This window comes from Micromonospora inositola (assembly GCF_900090285.1).
Classification (GTDB): Bacteria; Actinomycetota; Actinomycetes; order Mycobacteriales; family Micromonosporaceae; genus Micromonospora; species Micromonospora inositola.
In genome coordinates this window covers 2321232-2336403 of sequence record NZ_LT607754.1, presented here as the reverse complement: position 1 = coordinate 2336403, position 15172 = coordinate 2321232, and the positions used below count along the sequence as shown (strand labels likewise).

Genomic DNA, 15172 nt, shown 5'->3' with positions numbered 1-15172 from the left:
AGTCTGTCTCGCGCGGATGACCGGTACCGGCGTGCGTCAGGCACTACTCCTCCGGCTGCCGCGGGGCCGGTGCGCCGGCCGGGGCCGGCTCCGGAGGCGGGGTGGTCTCGCGGAGCAGGGCGCTCAGCCCGGCCCGCCGGGCCACCACGGTCAACCGGTCCCCCGCCGAGATCACCATCCGGGGATCGGCCGCCCAGTCCGTCTTCTGCCCGGCGCGGGTGTGCGCGAGCAGGCGTACCTCGCCGGGGCGGGCCACCGCGGCGAGCGGGCGGCCGTCCAGCGGGGAGCCGGCGGCCACCGGCACCTCGGTGACCAGCAGCGCGTGCCGGCCGACGGGGATGGTGGCGATCACCGCCCGGTCCAGCAGGGCGGCCGCGAACGCGGGCGCGGCCAGGTACGACACGCTGCGCGAGATGCCGATGCCGAACGCCTTCTGGATCCGTTCGGCGAAGTCGCCGTCGAAGAGCCGTAGCACCACGCGCAGTTCGGCGTTGAGCGCCCGGCCGTTCAGCGCGGCGCGCAGGTTGGTCCCGTCGTCGGTGGAGACCACCACGAGGGCCTGGCAGGTGTCGACCGAGGCGGCCCGGAGCGTCTCCTCCAGCCCGGCGTCGCCGACGATCAACGGTACGCCGAGCCGGTGCGCCAGCGCCGCGCCGCGCGCGTCCGGGACCTTGTCGATGGCCACCACCTCGACCCCGAAGTCCTGCAGCTGGGCCATCACCCGGGTGCCGATGTTGCCGAGCCCGACCACCACCACGTGCCCGGAGCGGTCCGGCTGGATCCGGCCGGCGTGCAGGGCCAGCCGGGCGTTGACGATGCCGTCCACCACCACCGCGGTGATCAACGGGATCAGCGCCAGCCCGGCCAGGTTGAGCACCACCTGCATGATCTGCGCGGCGGCCGGCTTGGTGACGTCCGGGTCCTGCCCGCTCAGGGTGGTGACCAGCGTCAGGTAGAGCGCCTCGGTCCAGCTCACGTCCACCGCGCGGCCGTTGAGCCAGCCGAGCAGGGCGATCACCGCCAGCAGCAGCATCACCGCGATGCCGATCTTGCGAGTGGCGAAGCTGCGGACCGCGCGGAGCAGCACCGCGACGGGCTGGCGCCGGCGCCGGGCCCGGACCAGCCGGCGGGCGGCGAGCTCGGTGCCGGGCGGCTGCCCGGTCGCCTCGGCCAGCACCACGTCGGCCGCCGACTCGTCCGCCGGGAGGACCCGGATCAGGTCGGGGTCGGTGGTGACGGCCAGTCCGCAGACCACGTCCCCGGGGCGTACGTCGGCGCGCCGGGCCACGTAGAGGGTGCGTCCGGCGTGCCGGAAGTGGGTGGGGGCCAGCTCGCCGAGTGCGGCGGCCACGAAGGCCGGGGCGGCCATCGAGGCGTCGGAGAGCACCGCCGAGTCGGGGAAGAGCTGCCGTACGCCGTTGGCCAGGCTGGTGTTGAACATCCGTACCACCAGGCGCAGCCCCGGCTCGACCTCCTGGGCGCAGAGCGCGGCCTGCATGTTGCCGACGTCGTCCTGGCGCAGTAGGGCCAGCCCGTCCGCGCCGGCCAGCCCGGCCCGGCGGAACGCCGTCTCGTCCAGCCGGTCGGCCCGGATCACCTGGACGCCCTCGATGTCGCGGCCGTCCGGCCCGTCGGAGCGGCGGCGCTCGGGCACGACCAGGGTGACCCGGACCCGGCCGGCGGCCGACTCGGTGGCGAGCAGCGATCGGACCACCCAGTAGGCGAGCGGGTCGGAGCCGCAGACCACGAAGTGCGGGCGGGTGTCACCGTTCATCCGGAGCCGCCAGCCGGTCGCGCGGCGGGCGCGGTCGCGCAGGGGCTCGGCCATGCCCGGATCGTAGTGAACCGCTCGCAGCGCGCGCAGCCCCGCGATCATGAAGGCATGCCGTACGCCGGGCCGGGTAGAGCAGCGGCATGCAGACGTTCCTCCCGTACCCGGACTTTCTGGCGAGCGCCCGGACCCTGGACCAGAAGCGGCTGGGCAAGCAGCGGGTGGAGACGATCCAGGTGCTGCGCGGGCTGACCCGCCCGGACTACGGCTGGCGCAACCACCCGGCGGTGAAGATGTGGGCCGGCTACGAGGAGGCGCTCACCCGGTACGGGCTGGACGTGTGCGCGGTCTGGTGCGAGCCGGGTCGGGCGGACACCTGCGCCGGCACCATGGTCACCGACCTCGCCACCGCCTGCGGCATCACCACCGTCCGCACCCAGGCCGAGCTGGCCGAGGCCGGTGAGCTGCCGCCCTGGCTGGGCCGCGACGACCTGCACCTGAGCCATCGCTCGTCGCTGCTGCGCAAGGACCCCGCGCACTACGGCCCTCGGTTCGGCGAGATCCCGCTTGACCTGGAGTACGTCTGGCCCGCCTCGGACCGGGAGCGGCGCTGTCTGCTGCCACCGGAGGCGTGACCGGGCAGACTGGAGGCCCGTCACCGTCGAAGAGGTGCCCATGGCGCTGTCGCAAGTGGTCGGTCGGCTCATCGGCGTACGCGAGCACGTGGTGGACCCGGGCGGCGGCGGCGCGTCCCGCGTGCCGCGCCCGGCCGCGGCGGTGGTGGTCGGCGGCGGGATCGCCGGCATGTCGGCGGCGGTGGTGCTGGCCGAGCGTGGGGTGGACGTGACAGTGCTGGAGGCCGCGCCCACCCTCGGCGGCCGGCTCGGCGCCTGGCCGGAGACCCTGGCGGACGGGACACAACGCACCGAGCACGGCTTCCACGCGTTCTTCCGGCAGTACTACAACTGGCGGTCGATCCTCCGCCGGGTCGACCCGGACCTGCGTTTCCTCAAGCCGGTCCCCGGCTACCCGATCCTGAGCGAGCAGTGGCCCGCCGAGGAGTTCGGCAGGCTGCCGCCGGCCCCGCCGGCGAATCTGCTCGCGCTGCTGCTGCGCAGCCCGAGCCTGCGCCTGGCCGACCTGCGCGGGATGGACCGGGACGCCGCGCTGCCGCTGCTCACCTACGACCCGGTGCGCACCTACGCCGAGTTCGACTGGATGACGGCGGACGAGCTGCTCGCCTCGCTGCGGCTGCCGGACCGGGCCCGGGCGATGCTCTTCGAGGTCTTCTCGCACTCGTTCTTCAACCACGAGGCGGAGATGTCGGCCGCCGAGATGATCGCCCAGTTCCATTTCTACCTGCTCGGCAACCCGGAGGGGCTGGCCTTCGACTGCCCGGACGAGGACTACGCCACGGCGATCTGGGAGCCGCTGACCCGGCACGTCGAGAAGCACGGCGGGCGGGTGGTCACCGGCGTGGCCGCCGCGCGGCTGGACCGGGAGCCGGCGGGCTGGCGGGTGACCGCCACGGACGGCTCGTCGTACGCCGCCGGCCACGTCGTGCTCGCCGCCGACCCGCCCGCGCTCGCCGCGCTGGTCGCGGCCTCGCCCGGCCTGGCTGCGGGGGCGCCGGAGCTGGTGGCGCGGATGCCCGCGTTCGGCACGCCCGGTCCGCCGTACGCGGTGGCGCGGTACTGGCTGGACGGGGACGTCCGCCCCGACAGGGCGGTGTTCAGCGGGGTGTCCCGGCAGCCCACGCTGGATTCGGTCACCCTCTACCACCGGCTGGAGCACGAGCCGCGCCGCTGGGCGGAGCGGACCGGCGGCTCGGTCATCGAGCTGCACGCGTACGCCTGCGAGCCGGACGTGCCGGCCGACGAGCTGGCCGAGCGGATGCGGGTGGAGCTGACCCGGCTCTGGCCGGAGGCGGCCGGGCTGCGGGTCCGTGAGCTGCGCGCCCGGGTGGAGGCACAGGCCCCGGCGTTCACCCCGGGCAGTCACGCCGGGCGGCCCGGCGTACGCACCGACGCCGACGGCCTCTACCTGGCCGGGGACGGCATCGCCACGGAGTTCCCGAGCGCGCTGATGGAACGGTCGGCGGCCACCGGGATCATCGCGGCGAACCACATCCTGCGGGCGGAGGGCGGGGCGGCCGAGCCGGTCCGCTCGGTCCGCCCCCGCGGCCTGCTCGCCGCCCGGCGATGATCCCGGTTCAACGCCACCGGGCCGACGGCGGATCGAAATGCGTTGCCCGCCTCACCGGCGCGGATCTACCGTGACCGGGCAAGGTCAACCACCGCTCCGGGAGCCGTCGATGTCGAAGCCGCACGTCACCACCGTGCCGTCGTGGCTGCTCAGCGACGGTTGCCGAGCTGAAGATCCCATCGTCGGGTGGCCCGACTGACGCGTGCCCGCACGCGTACCCGCCGCCCGTCCGATCGCCGGACCGGGCGGCTTCGCTGTCCGGACCGCCTACCACCGTCGCGAGAAGGGAGTGCCCGGTGGACGCCGTCCTCGTCGTCAACGCCGACCTCGGCCCGCTGCACCGGGTCACCGTCCAGCACGCGATCCGGATGCTCTGCCGGCGCGTCGCCGAGATCCACGAGGCCGAGCCGGACCAGCTGATCGGGGTCTTCCCGCTGCCCCGGGTGGTCCGCCTGGTCCGGTACGTGGTCACCCGCTGGCGGTTCAGCGCCGGGCCGGCCTGGTCCCGGGCCGGGGTGCTGCGCCGCGACGGCCGGCGCTGCGCCTACTGCGACGCCCCGGCCAGCACCATCGACCACATCCTGCCCCGCTCGCGCGGTGGCCGGAACACCTGGAAGAACACCACCGCCGCCTGCTACGAGTGCAACCAGCGCAAGGGCGACCGGACCCCGGGCGAGGCGGGCATGCCGCTGCGGCGGGAGCCGGTGACGCCGAGCTGGGCGGCGCTCGCCGGGCGGTGATGGACCGGCCGGCGGGCACAGGGGGCCGCGTCGGGGGTACGCCCCCGGCGCGGCGCCCGCCGGCCCTGACTCTGTGACCGGCCGCGTGGTCGCCGCGAAGTACGGCGAGCACGTCTACGACCAGTGGTCGGTCGACGAACTCCTGGCGCTGCTGCCCGGGCCGGCACCTTCCGCGTCCGCGGCGCGGCCGGAGCGGGCCGCAGCCGCCGAGCAGGAAGCCGCGGCAGCCGCTCCGAATCCGTAGTCGCTCGTCCTGGCCGTCCACTGTGGGCCCCTGTTCAGCGTCGAAGGTTCAGACGTACCCATCGACGGAGAGCGGTCAAACGGCGGTCAGGGACGGCCGGGCGGCGCCCAGCCGAAGCGCGGCGGTCGGCGCTCGTTGGCCGCCACCACTCCCTCGCGGGCCTCGCCGCTGGCCCGGACCTGCCCGTGCCACCAGGCGATCCGCTCCTCGTCGGCCCGGTCGTCGACGATCTCCTTGGCCGCCGCGACGGTCAGCCGGGAGCGCTGCGCGATGGCCGCGGTGACCGCCGCGACCCGGGCGGCCAGCGCGTCGGTCGGCAGCACCTCGTCGATCAGGCCGACCCGCAGCGCGCGGTCGGCGTCGATCAGCTCGCTGGTGAAGAGGAGGTGCTTGGCGGCCGACGGCCCGACCAGCCGGGCCAGCCGTCGGGTGGTCGGCGCGGGATAGACCAGCCCCAGCCGCGCCGGCGGTACGCCGAACCGGGCGTCCGTGGCGGCGATCCGCAGGTCGCAGGCGACGGCGAGCTGGCAGCCACCGCCGACGCAGGCGCCCTCGATCGCGGCCACGGTGGGCTTGGCGAAGGCAGCCAGCCGCTCCTCGGCGGTGACCGCGATGCTCGCATCCCCGGCGTCCAGCAGCTCGTCCAGGTCGCCCAGGTCGGCACCGGCGCAGAACGTGCCGTCCGCGCCGGTCAGCACCAGCGCGTGCACCGCCGGGTCGGCCTCCAGCCCGTCGAGCAGCACCGGGAGCTGTCGCCACATGGCGGCGGTCATCGCGTTGCGGCGGGTCGGGTTCCGGATCACCACCGTCGCCACCGGGCCGGTCACCTCGACGGTCAGCTCCGCATTCGACATGTCCTCCCCCTCCGGGCCGGCGGCGACCGGGACCTGGCCGATCGTCCGGCCGACCATAGCGGCGCGGGCCCGACGACCACCCGCGTGGGGTGGCCGCCGGGCCCTTCGGGGCGACGGCTACGTCAGGAGACGTTGACCGCGGTGTCGTCCACGACGAAGGAGGTCTGCAGCGAGATGTCCTCCACGCCGGTGAACTTGAGGGTGACCGTCTGGCCGGCGTACGAGGCCAGCGAGAACGACTTCTGGCTGTACCCGGCGGCCCTGTTCAGGTTCGAATACGTGGCCAGGGTCGCCAGCACCGTCCCGGACGAGTTGAGCACCTGCACCCTGAGCGTGTCGTACGCGGTGCCGGTGGTGGTCTCGGACGTGTCGATGTGCAGCCAGAAGCTGAAGTTGTACGACGTGCAGCCGGCCGGCAGGCTCACCGACTGGGAGAGCGTGTCGGTGTGGCTGGTGCCGTAGCCGTCCAGCCAGGCGTTCCAGGTGCCGCCATGGGTCGGCTGGCCGCTGGAGCCGTACTGGCCGATGACGCCGGAGGTGGATGCCCAGACGGTGTTGCCGGACTCGAAGCCGGGGTTGCCCAGCTTCTGGCCGGCGCCCGTGCAGCCGCCGCCGGTGCCGTTCACGGTCAGCGTGTAGGTCGCCGAGTGGCTCCCCGAGGTGGCGGTGCCGGTGACCGTGACCGAGTAGGTGCCGGCCGCGGTGCCCGACGTGGTGCTGATGGTGAGGGTGGACGAGCCGCCGGAGGTCACCGAGCTCGGGCTGAACGACGCGCTGGCGCCGCTCGGCAGGCCGGACGCGGAGAACGTCACGGTCTGCGCGGTCCCGCTGGTGGTCGCGGTCGACACGGTGGTGGAGACGGAACCGCCGGCGGTCACCGAGCCGGAGGTCGGCGAGAGCGCGACGGAGAAGTCGTTGCCGGTCGACGAGCAGGGCGCGTCGTTGCCGGCCACGTTCACCGCGGTCCACGCCGCCTGGACGGTCTTGTACTCGGTGGAGCAGTTGCCGTACAGGTCGGTCGCGGCCCGGAGGCTGTAGGCCCGGGCGGTGTTCGACGGGGTGGTGTTGTTGACGTACGAGGTGTTCGAGGTGAAGTAGACGTCGAGCGCGCGGAACCAGATCTTCTCCGCCCTGGCCCGGCCGATGCCGGTCACGGCCGGAGCCGAACCGCAGACCGGCGACGTGCCGTACGCGGTGGCGCCGGTACCCTCGGCCAGGTTGAAGAAGAAGTGGTTGGCCGGGCCGGACGAGTAGTGGACGTCCTTGTTCTTGGTGCTGGTCGACCAGCAACTGTCGGACGAGCCGTCCAGCGCCGGGTTGTACATGTAGCGCAGCGGCGTGCCGTTGCCGTTGATGTTGATCTTCTCGCCGATCTGGTAGTCACCCGGGTCGGCGGTGGTGTTGGCATAGAACTCGACCATCGTGCCGAAGATGTCGCTGGTGGCCTCGTTGAGGCCGCCGGACTCACCGGAGTAGGTCAGGCCGCCGGGCACCACGTTCTCGGTGACGCCGTGGCTCATCTCGTGGCCGGCCACGTCCAGCGCCACCAACGGGCGCGCGTTGCCCGAGCCGTCGCCGTAGGTCATCTGGGAGCCGTCCCAGAAGGCGTTGACGTAGTTGTTGCCGTAGTGCACCCGGCTCGGCACGCCGGTGCCGTTGCCGAAGATGCCGTTGCGGGCGTGCACGTTCTTGTAGTAGTCGAACGTCTTGGCGGCGCCGAAGTGGGCGTCGACCGCGGCGGACTGCCGGTTGGAGTTGGCGCCGGTGCCCCACGTGTTGTCGGCGTCGGTGAACGTGGTGCAGGTGAAGGTGCCGTTGTTCATGTCGCAGGTGCGGCCGTTGCCGTGCGACGGGTCGATCATCTGGTACGTGCTGCCGGAGAGCGTGGTGTCGATGCTGACCGTGCCGGAGTAGAGGCTGTTGCCGGTGCCGGCGACCGTCTCGATCTCGTCGTACGAGCCGATCACCTTGCCGGTGGTGGCGTCGGTGATGACGTGCAACTTCGACGGGGTCTGCTTGTCGGCCTTCCAGCCGGAGGCGACGGTCTCCCAGGCCAGCCGGCCCCGGCCGGAGCTGGCGTCGACGAAGAGCTCGGGCGCGCCGACGGAGGTGAGCGAGCCGGAGAAGGCCCCGCGCGCGCTCGCCTTGGCGGCGGGCCCGCCGACCTTGGCGCTGGTGCCGAGGGTCAGCGGCGCGGCCAGACCGACCGACGTGCCGGCGTAGCTGCCGTCGGGGGCGGTGTGGATGACGAAGTCACCGCCGTACACCCGCAGGCCGTGGTAGGTCCGGGTGTACCGGGTGTGCGCGGCGCCGCTGGCATCCACCTTCGTGCGGACCGCCTGGTACGCCTCACCGCTTGCGCCCTGTACGGCGCCGGGGTTGGAGCGGAGCAGGTTGTCCGCGCGGGCCGCGGCGGAGGATTCCGGTGCGGGGCCGCTGGGGGTTGCCGCGTGCGCCGCGGTGGCGACGCAGGTCAGCACGCCACTGGTGAGCAGAGCTGCGCCGAATGCGGCGAGGGGTCTTTTCACGGGCCCTCCTGACGGGGGAAAGTTGTGACGGGGGTAGTCACGGATGTAGATATAGCGATACGTCGAGGAAAGGGGAAGAGGGCGAGCGCTTTCCTGCCGGGGACACTGGCCGTTCGGATGAGGCGGTGCAGGTGATGGGAACCGGGCGGGACCGTCGCGCGTCCGATCGACATGAGATCGACTCCCGCCGCTGCGGCCGCCGTCGCCGCCCTGCTCGCCGTCCTGAGCGGTTGCACGTCGACCGACCCGACCGTCGCCGCCCCCTCGCCCACGGCCGCCGCCACGCCGACCGCCGTGGCCTCCCCCATCACGGCGACCCCGGCCACCCCGACGACCGCCACCACCCCGGGCGCCCCCGCGACCGCCGCCCGGGTGCTGCTGGTCCGCACCGGCGGCATCGCCGGCACCCGGGAGACGGTGACCGTCGAGCCCGACGGCCGCTGGGCCAGGACCGACCGGGCCGGCAGCACCCGGAACGGCCGACTCGGCCCGACCGACCTGGACCGGCTGCGGCAGCTCCTCGCCGACCCGCGGCTGGCGACCGAGGCAACGGCCCCCGCCGACCCCGGCGACTGCGCCGACGCCTTCGCCTACCGACTCACCGTGAACACCCGGACCACGGGTTACGTGGACTGCGACACCGGCCCCGACCGCCCGCCGGCCACCGCAGCCGTCGTGGCACTGCTCACCCGCGTCACCAGCTGACCGACGCCACCGGCACCCCCGGCGCGGCCGAGCCCCGCCAACTAGACGACGTAGTCCGGCGGCAGGCCGGTGCCGCGCAGCTCGGGCGGCAGATGGGCCACGTCGTTGACGGCGATCAGGTTCGGCGGCCCGCCCGAGCTGTAGCGGATCACGGTCAGCCCGCAGTTGTGGTGGTTCAGGCCCAGCCAGCGCCGCTCCGGGGCGTCCAGCGCGTGCCGGACGAACCAGGCGATCAGGAAGTTGTGCGTGATCACCAGATCGCGGACGTCCCCGTCGCCCGGCGGCGCCGCGAACCGGGCCACGGCCTCCGCCGTCCAGCGCGGCCCGTCCGTCCGCTCGCGCTCGTCGAAGCCCGCCAGGAAGCTCGCGTACGCCGGGGGCAGGCCAGCCGGGTCCGTGTCGTACGGCAGGTGGTCCCCGACGATCTCGGCGGCCAGCACCGGTACGGCGGGCAGCGCGGCGGCGACCAGCTCGGCGGTCTCGGCGGCCCGGCGCAGCGGTCCGTGGTGGACGGTGTCGATCGGCAGCCCACGCAGTCGCTCTCCCAGCAGGGTCGCCTGCCGCCGGCCCCGGTCGGACAGCCCGGTGTCCGGCGCCTCGTCCTCCGCCCGGTGCTGCTCACCGTGTCGGGCCAGGTAGAGCAGGCGGCTGGGCATCCGTCACCTCGCACATGATCGGGAGGCGTGAGCCTAGCCCACGCCTCCCGCTGGTGCCGACCTCAGACGCTCCGACCGCCTGGGTCATCGCTCCGCTCGCTCAGGCCTGGGGGTGCATCTGGCCGATGCGGATCCGGTTGCCGAACGGGTCCCGGATGCCGAAGTCGATCCCGTACGGGCGGTCGGTCGGCTCGTCGGTGATGTCCACGCCCTTGGCCACCAGGTCCTCGTACGTCTTGTGGGCGTCGTCGGTGGTGAAGAAGAGCGAGCCGCCCATCGCACCCTTGGTCAGCAGCTCGCGGACCTGCTCGGCGGTGGCCGGGTCGAGGGCCGGCGGGCCCGGCTTCTCCAGCAGGATCTCGTGCTCGCGGTCGCCGGGGACGTTGACCGTCAGCCAGCGCATGAAGCCGAGGTCCTGGTCGGTGCTGAGCTCCAGGCCGAGCTTGCCGACGTAGAAGTCGAGGGCCTCGTCCTGGTCGAGGACGTAGAGCTGGGAACGGGAAATCGAGTTCATCGTCATGCCCACGACGCTAGACCCCGACCCTGACCTGCTGCTTATCCAAAACTGCTGGGTCGCATCCAAGCCTTGGCGAAGCAGCTCGGCACGGCCGCGGCAGGGGCCTTGCGCCGCCGGTAATCCGAGGGCGACTCGCCGACGATGTCGCGGAACGTGCGGCTGAAGGTGCCCAGGCTGCCGAACCCGATCGCGTAGCAGATCTCGGTGACCGGCTGATCGGTCTGCACCAGCAGGTACATCGCCCGCTCGACCCGGCGGCGTTGCAGGTAACGGTGCGGGGTCTCGCCGAAGGTGGCGCGGAAGGTCCGGATGAAGTGCGCCTCGGAGACGTGCGCGATCCGGGCCAGCGCCGGCACGTCGAGCGGCTTTGCGTACGACCGGTCCATGACATCCCGGGCGCGCAGCATCGCCCGGTTGGACTCCTCCATCGCGCGGCTCATCGACCCATCCCCTCCCCGGTCAGGCTACCGAACCGGCCCTTCCGACCGATCCACCACGAGGTCGAGCTCGCCCAGTTGCTCCGGGTCGGCCACCACCTCGATGCCGATGATCCGGTCGGTGACGGTGAAGCTGAGCACGAGGCGGTTCCGCCCGTCGACCACCACCAGGGCGCCGGGCATCGCATCGACGAGCGCCGGCACCGCGGCCTGTGCCCGGCCGGAGAAGAACGCGGCCACGGCCGACGCGCCCCGGGTCTCGCCGGTCCCGCCCATCCGGACGGCGGCCGGGTCGGCGCGCAGCACCACGTGCGGGTCGAGCAGGGTGAGCAGCTCCTCGAACCGGCCCTCCCGGGAGGCGGCGAGGAACGCCGCGACGACCCGGCGCTGCCGTGCGGGGTCGACCTCCGGCGTCGCCGACCGGCTCTGCACCCGCCGCCGGGCGCGGCTGGCGATCTGCCGGACCGCCGTGGGACTGCGGTCGACCACGGTCGCGATCTCCTCGAAGGAGACCGCGAACATGTCGTGCAGGACGAACGCCAGCCGTTCGGTCGGGCCGAGGGTGCCGAGCACCACCTGCAAGGCCTGCCCCACCGACTCGGAGAGGACGGCCTCCTGCTCCGGGTCCCGCCCCGCCAGGTCTGCCAGAGTCCGCTCGTCCTCCGGAACGTCGACCGGCCGCTCGTGCCGTACCGCGCCGGAGCGCAGACGGTCCAGACAGACCCGACCCACCGTCGTGGTCAGCCAGCCCGGCAGGTTGTCGATGGCCTCGACGTCGGCGCGACTGAGCCGCAGCCAGGTGTCCTGGACGGCGTCCTCGGCCTCCGCCGACGCGCCGAGCATCCGCTGGGCCACCGACCGCAGCCGGGGACGCTGCTCCTCGAAGCGCTGCCCCAACAGGTTCGTGTCGCTCATGGCCCCCGCCATCCCGACCGCCGCACCGACCCCGTGTGGCCGCAGTCACATCTGTCACGCCGCCGGCCCGGCCGTCGACATCAGGGTGACGGACGAGATGCTGCGGCGCGAGGAACGCCGGCCAGCCTAACAAGACAGGACGGACCGAAATGACCATGCAGGCTCGGATCGAGAACCCGGCGATGCTGCTCCCCGACACGGTGCAGGCGATCAACCTGCTCTACAAGGCGGCGCACTCCGCCGGCGTCCCCGCCAGCACCCTGGAGCTGGTCCACCTGCGGGCCAGCCAGATCAACGGCTGCAGCGCCTGCGTCGATTCGGGCGCCCGCAGCGCCCGAAAGTCCGGCGAGACGGAGGAACGGCTCTTCGCCGTGGCCGCCTGGCGCGAGACCCCGTACTTCACCGACGCCGAGCGGGCCGCGCTCGCCCTGGCCGAAGCCACGACCCGGCTCGCCGACCGGAGCGACCCGGTGCCCGACGAGATCTGGGACGAGGCCGCCCGGCACTTCTCCGAGAAGGAACTCGCCGCGCTGGTGGTCTGGCTGGCCACCACCAACTTCTTCAACCGGATCAACGCGACGACCCGCCAGCCCGCCCCGCAGCACTGGGGGTGATCCGCGTCGGCGCGGGCGGCGACGGCGGCCGCCCGCGCCGGTGCAGGGGCCGCGCTCGCTGACTCCCCTGCTGACTCGGCCTGCCCGTCGACGCCTCGCCCCTTCGACTGCTGTTGTTGGCAGAGCGGTGTGACGGATGTTTGGGGGGCGATCTGGCTGGGGCAGATATTCATGACTGACCACGCCGACAAGGGAGGGCACAAGATGGCGAAGGGCGACATCGAGACGTACCACGAGGATGGACAGTGGAAGAACCGTCCTGAGGGCAACCAGCGCGCGAGCACGGCCCACGACGCCAAGGCCGAGGCCGAAGCGGCGGGCCGGCAGATGGCCATCGAGCGCGACGTCGAGCACGTGATCAAGAAGAAAGACGGCACCATTGGCGAGAAGAACACCTACCCCCGGAGCCGCGACCCTCGCCAGATCAAGGGCTGAGCTGCTTGTTGCTGCCAGCAAGGTTCGATACCGGTCCGGGCAGGTAGGTCAGGCACAGATGACACGGCAGCGGGCGGACAGCGTGAGGGACCGCAAATCCCTCATTCGGCTGTGCGCCCGCTGCCTGTCCGGCCCACGCGCTGTCAGCGGCCGCCCAGCGGCCGGCCGGTCATCCGCTCCGCGAACTGCCGAAGCTTCTGCTGCGTGCTCGGCTTCGCCGCCTGACGCCGCCCGCGCTCCATCATCCTGCGCCCCTGCGGGCTGTTCAGGAATCCCTTGATCCGTTGGCCAACCGATGTCATGACGTGCCCCTTTCCGCGCTCGTCCGCAAGCGGCAGCGCCGGGTTGTCTCAGTTGTCCGGCGTGGGCCGGTGACTACGGCACGGCTGGCTTTGTCGCGAGTCTCCACCCGGCCCGTGCCGCCCTGCTGCGTGTCGCTGTAGGCCTGGTACCCGCACGTGCCGTGTTTATCTGTCTTCGGGGCGGAGCGGGAAGCATGGACGGGCACCACGTCCTGGACGCCAAGAACGAGGACTCGCACCAGCTTCGGCTACACGGCTGTGGGATGGGCGTCGGCTACGACCGGCACCGGGGCGAGTCTCGCCGCGGCCGAGGGCCGGAAAGTCTTGAGGATCAGGTACAGAGCGAGGCAGATTTCCCAGGCGAACACTGGGACGGCGACGATCGCTGCCCACGCCGAGATCTGCTCGTGGACGCCGAACATCTGGGCGGCGACCGAGGTGAAGGCCCTGCGCAAGCTCGGGGAAGCGTTCGGCCCGGTCGACTGATGTCAGAAATGGATGTCAGCCGCCCGTCCGGCCGTCCCTTGATGGGTACACCAGGCGGGTTTTGGCTGGTAGATGTCTGGAGCCCCCGGCCGGGATCGAACCGGCGACATCTCGCTTACAAGGCGAGTGCTCTGGCCAGCTGAGCTACAGGGGCGTGTGCGTCGACGTCAGCATAGCGACTGACGTCCGGATTTCCCGCTCGGCAGGAGTCCCGAGCACGGGAAACGTCAATTTCCCGACCCCGACGCCGACGGATCGACGCCGGAAGCCGCCCATGGCCGTGAAGATTGATCCCCTGGACTGCCGGTGTGACCGGAATGCCCATGCCGTCCATCCCACCCCGCGCCGCTCGTCTTGGCAGGGTCGGAAAAGCCGTTTACCGTGCAGTGACACGGACGACAGTCCGGCTGGCCTCGGCTGCCCGGGCGACGCCCGCTGGCCGGCACCGTACGGCGCCGGTCGCTCCTTCACTCGGATCGTCCGGCACGTTCCTGCCGGTGAAAGGAAGCGCTTCACCATGGCTACGGTCACCTACGCGAAGGCATCCCGGATCTACCCGGGCACCGAACGCCCCGCGGTCAACCAGCTCGACCTCCAGATCGGCGACGGGGAGTTCCTCGTCCTGGTCGGCCCGTCGGGTTGCGGTAAGTCCACCAGCCTGCGGATGCTCGCCGGCCTCGAGGACGTCGACGACGGCGCGATCTACATCGACGACCGCGACGTAACCCACCTGCCGCCGAAGGCCCGCGACATCGCGATGGTCTTCCAGAACTACGCCCTCTACCCGCACATGTCGGTGTACGAGAACATGGCCTTCGCGCTCAAGCTGCGCAAGACCTCGAAGGCGGAGATCGACCGGCGGGTCAAGGAGGCGGCCGGGCTGCTCCAGCTGGAGGAGTACCTCAACCGCAAGCCGAAGGCGCTCTCCGGTGGTCAGCGTCAGCGGGTCGCCATGGGTCGCGCGATCGTGCGCGAGCCGCAGGTCTTCCTCATGGACGAGCCGCTGTCGAACCTCGACGCCAAGCTCCGCGTGCAGACCCGTACCCAGATCGCCTCGCTGCAGGCCAAGCTGGGCATCACCACGGTCTACGTCACCCACGACCAGGTCGAGGCCATGACCATGGGCCACCGGGTCGCGGTCATGCTCGACGGCGTGCTCCAGCAGGTGGACACCCCGCGGGCGCTCTACGACACCCCGGCCAACGTCTTCGTCGCCGGTTTCATGGGCTCCCCCGCCATGAACATCAAGACCGTGCCGCTGACCGAGCAGGGCGCGTCCTTCGCCGAGCTGCACGTTCCGCTCACCCGCGAGCAGGTCGAGGCGGCCCGCGCCGAGGGCGGCGACGGCAAGGTGACCGTCGGCTTCCGCCCGGAGGACTGCGACCTGGTCAGCCCGACCGAGGGCGGTATGCCGGTCGTCGTCGAGCTGGTCGAGGACCTCGGTTCGGACGCCAACGTCTACGGCCACGCCGCGCTGGAGGGCCACGACGAGCGGTTCGTCGTCCGCACCGACCGGCGCACCATGCCGAACATGGGCGACACCGTGTTCGTCAAGCCGCGTACCGGCCGCAGCCACGTCTTCCACGCCGCCACCGGCAACCGGATCTGACGTACGCGACAAGAAAGGGGCGGCCCGCTTCGGCGGACCGCCCCTTTCGTCGTACCGCCGTCGGCTGCTGCTACCTGAGTGGCAGGACAGAGGTGGCTCTGCGGGTTGATCCGGTGCGGCTCTCCCCGCTCGTAGCGTCATGGCAGCTCACCGA

17 protein-coding genes and 1 tRNA gene are annotated in these 15172 nt (G+C 72.3%); 8 read left to right on the top strand and 10 right to left on the bottom strand.

Annotation, left to right across the window (positions count from 1 at the left end):
* Positions 1-43 precede the first annotated feature (43 nt).
* Positions 44-1828 carry a potassium channel protein gene (locus GA0070613_RS11155; RefSeq protein WP_408630980.1) on the bottom strand — a complete coding sequence of 595 codons (1785 nt, stop codon included), beginning with the start codon at positions 1826-1828 and terminating at the stop codon, positions 44-46.
* Between the two features lie 86 nt (positions 1829-1914).
* On the opposite strand from GA0070613_RS11155, the gene GA0070613_RS11150 reads away from it, so the two are divergent.
* The 4 genes from GA0070613_RS11150 to GA0070613_RS32940 all read left to right on the top strand — a co-directional run bounded on the left by GA0070613_RS11150 (position 1915) and on the right by GA0070613_RS32940 (position 4960).
* Positions 1915-2406 carry an MSMEG_6728 family protein gene (locus GA0070613_RS11150; protein WP_089012221.1) on the top strand — a complete coding sequence of 164 codons (492 nt, stop codon included), beginning with the start codon at positions 1915-1917 and terminating at the stop codon, positions 2404-2406.
* Positions 2407-2446: 40 nt separating this feature from the next.
* Positions 2447-3976, top strand: coding sequence for an FAD-dependent oxidoreductase (locus GA0070613_RS11145; RefSeq protein ID WP_089012220.1), 1530 nt, complete (start codon positions 2447-2449; stop codon positions 3974-3976).
* A 296-nt stretch (positions 3977-4272) separates the two neighbouring features.
* A complete protein-coding gene (locus tag GA0070613_RS11140) occupies positions 4273-4716 on the top strand; it encodes an HNH endonuclease (RefSeq protein WP_089012219.1) in 444 nt (147 codons plus the stop codon).
* 73 nt (positions 4717-4789) lie between these two features.
* Complete coding sequence (locus GA0070613_RS32940; protein ID WP_197699067.1) at positions 4790-4960, top strand: hypothetical protein; 171 nt, start codon at positions 4790-4792, stop codon at positions 4958-4960.
* An 86-nt stretch (positions 4961-5046) separates the two neighbouring features.
* Here GA0070613_RS32940 and GA0070613_RS11135 read toward each other — a convergent pair whose 3' ends face one another.
* Both GA0070613_RS11135 and GA0070613_RS11130 read right to left on the bottom strand, forming a co-directional pair.
* Positions 5047-5814, bottom strand: coding sequence for an enoyl-CoA hydratase/isomerase family protein (locus GA0070613_RS11135; RefSeq protein WP_089015890.1), 768 nt, complete (start codon positions 5812-5814; stop codon positions 5047-5049).
* Between the two features lie 122 nt (positions 5815-5936).
* Entirely contained in the window at positions 5937-8342 is a 2406-nt protein-coding gene (locus GA0070613_RS11130) for a M4 family metallopeptidase (RefSeq protein WP_089012218.1), read from the bottom strand.
* A 171-nt stretch (positions 8343-8513) separates the two neighbouring features.
* On the opposite strand from GA0070613_RS11130, the gene GA0070613_RS11125 reads away from it, so the two are divergent.
* Entirely contained in the window at positions 8514-9047 is a 534-nt protein-coding gene (locus GA0070613_RS11125; RefSeq protein WP_089012217.1) for a hypothetical protein, read from the top strand.
* A gap of 41 nt (positions 9048-9088) precedes the next feature.
* On the opposite strand, the gene GA0070613_RS11120 is transcribed toward GA0070613_RS11125, so the two are convergent.
* The 4 genes from GA0070613_RS11120 to GA0070613_RS11105 form a co-directional block, all read right to left on the bottom strand.
* Positions 9089-9703: a histidine phosphatase family protein gene (locus GA0070613_RS11120; protein WP_089012216.1), complete on the bottom strand. Its 615-nt coding sequence runs from the start codon at positions 9701-9703 to the stop codon at positions 9089-9091.
* A gap of 100 nt (positions 9704-9803) precedes the next feature.
* Positions 9804-10223 (bottom strand): VOC family protein, encoded by a 420-nt coding sequence (locus GA0070613_RS11115; RefSeq protein ID WP_089012215.1) that lies wholly within the window; start codon positions 10221-10223, stop codon positions 9804-9806.
* A gap of 35 nt (positions 10224-10258) precedes the next feature.
* Complete coding sequence (locus GA0070613_RS11110; protein WP_089012214.1) at positions 10259-10660, bottom strand: helix-turn-helix domain-containing protein; 402 nt, start codon at positions 10658-10660, stop codon at positions 10259-10261.
* 24 nt (positions 10661-10684) lie between these two features.
* Positions 10685-11572: a sigma-70 family RNA polymerase sigma factor gene (locus GA0070613_RS11105; RefSeq protein WP_089015889.1), complete on the bottom strand. Its 888-nt coding sequence runs from the start codon at positions 11570-11572 to the stop codon at positions 10685-10687.
* A 155-nt stretch (positions 11573-11727) separates the two neighbouring features.
* Between GA0070613_RS11105 and GA0070613_RS11100 the strand changes: the two genes are divergently transcribed.
* Together GA0070613_RS11100 and GA0070613_RS11095 are read left to right on the top strand one after the other, a co-directional pair.
* Positions 11728-12186, top strand: a complete 459-nt coding sequence (locus tag GA0070613_RS11100) for a carboxymuconolactone decarboxylase family protein (RefSeq protein ID WP_089015888.1) — start codon at positions 11728-11730, stop codon at positions 12184-12186.
* A 171-nt stretch (positions 12187-12357) separates the two neighbouring features.
* On the top strand, positions 12358-12621 hold the full coding sequence (locus GA0070613_RS11095) for a DUF2188 domain-containing protein (protein ID WP_231929749.1): 264 nt from the start codon (positions 12358-12360) through the stop codon (positions 12619-12621).
* A gap of 143 nt (positions 12622-12764) precedes the next feature.
* On the opposite strand, the gene GA0070613_RS32725 is transcribed toward GA0070613_RS11095, so the two are convergent.
* The 3 genes from GA0070613_RS32725 to GA0070613_RS11085 all read right to left on the bottom strand — a co-directional run bounded on the left by GA0070613_RS32725 (position 12765) and on the right by GA0070613_RS11085 (position 13563).
* A complete protein-coding gene (locus GA0070613_RS32725; protein WP_172875790.1) occupies positions 12765-12923 on the bottom strand; it encodes a hypothetical protein in 159 nt (52 codons plus the stop codon).
* Between the two features lie 248 nt (positions 12924-13171).
* On the bottom strand, positions 13172-13378 hold the full coding sequence (locus tag GA0070613_RS31995) for a hypothetical protein (RefSeq protein WP_157746329.1): 207 nt from the start codon (positions 13376-13378) through the stop codon (positions 13172-13174).
* Between the two features lie 108 nt (positions 13379-13486).
* Positions 13487-13563, bottom strand: a tRNA-Thr gene (locus GA0070613_RS11085).
* Between the two features lie 363 nt (positions 13564-13926).
* Between GA0070613_RS11085 and GA0070613_RS11080 the strand changes: the two genes are divergently transcribed.
* Positions 13927-15018, top strand: coding sequence for an ABC transporter ATP-binding protein (locus tag GA0070613_RS11080; RefSeq protein ID WP_157746328.1), 1092 nt, complete (start codon positions 13927-13929; stop codon positions 15016-15018).
* Positions 15019-15172 lie beyond the last annotated feature (154 nt).

What these genes read in the sequence shown, in the direction of transcription:
- GA0070613_RS11155 (WP_408630980.1), bottom strand. Translation starts at nt 1,828, where the DNA reads ATGGCCGAGCCCCTGCGCGACCGCGCCCGCCGCGCGACCGGCTGGCGG.
- GA0070613_RS11150 (WP_089012221.1), top strand. Translation starts at nt 1,915, where the DNA reads ATGCAGACGTTCCTCCCGTACCCGGACTTTCTGGCGAGCGCCCGGACC.
- GA0070613_RS11145 (WP_089012220.1), top strand. Translation starts at nt 2,447, where the DNA reads ATGGCGCTGTCGCAAGTGGTCGGTCGGCTCATCGGCGTACGCGAGCAC.
- GA0070613_RS11135 (WP_089015890.1), bottom strand. Translation starts at nt 5,814, where the DNA reads ATGTCGAATGCGGAGCTGACCGTCGAGGTGACCGGCCCGGTGGCGACG.
- GA0070613_RS11125 (WP_089012217.1), top strand. Translation starts at nt 8,514, where the DNA reads ATGAGATCGACTCCCGCCGCTGCGGCCGCCGTCGCCGCCCTGCTCGCC.
- GA0070613_RS11120 (WP_089012216.1), bottom strand. Translation starts at nt 9,703, where the DNA reads ATGCCCAGCCGCCTGCTCTACCTGGCCCGACACGGTGAGCAGCACCGG.
- GA0070613_RS11115 (WP_089012215.1), bottom strand. Translation starts at nt 10,223, where the DNA reads ATGACGATGAACTCGATTTCCCGTTCCCAGCTCTACGTCCTCGACCAG.
- GA0070613_RS11110 (WP_089012214.1), bottom strand. Translation starts at nt 10,660, where the DNA reads ATGAGCCGCGCGATGGAGGAGTCCAACCGGGCGATGCTGCGCGCCCGG.
- GA0070613_RS11105 (WP_089015889.1), bottom strand. Translation starts at nt 11,572, where the DNA reads ATGAGCGACACGAACCTGTTGGGGCAGCGCTTCGAGGAGCAGCGTCCC.
- GA0070613_RS11100 (WP_089015888.1), top strand. Translation starts at nt 11,728, where the DNA reads ATGCAGGCTCGGATCGAGAACCCGGCGATGCTGCTCCCCGACACGGTG.
- GA0070613_RS11095 (WP_231929749.1), top strand. Translation starts at nt 12,358, where the DNA reads ATGACTGACCACGCCGACAAGGGAGGGCACAAGATGGCGAAGGGCGAC.
- GA0070613_RS32725 (WP_172875790.1), bottom strand. Translation starts at nt 12,923, where the DNA reads ATGACATCGGTTGGCCAACGGATCAAGGGATTCCTGAACAGCCCGCAG.
- GA0070613_RS11080 (WP_157746328.1), top strand. Translation starts at nt 13,927, where the DNA reads ATGGCTACGGTCACCTACGCGAAGGCATCCCGGATCTACCCGGGCACC.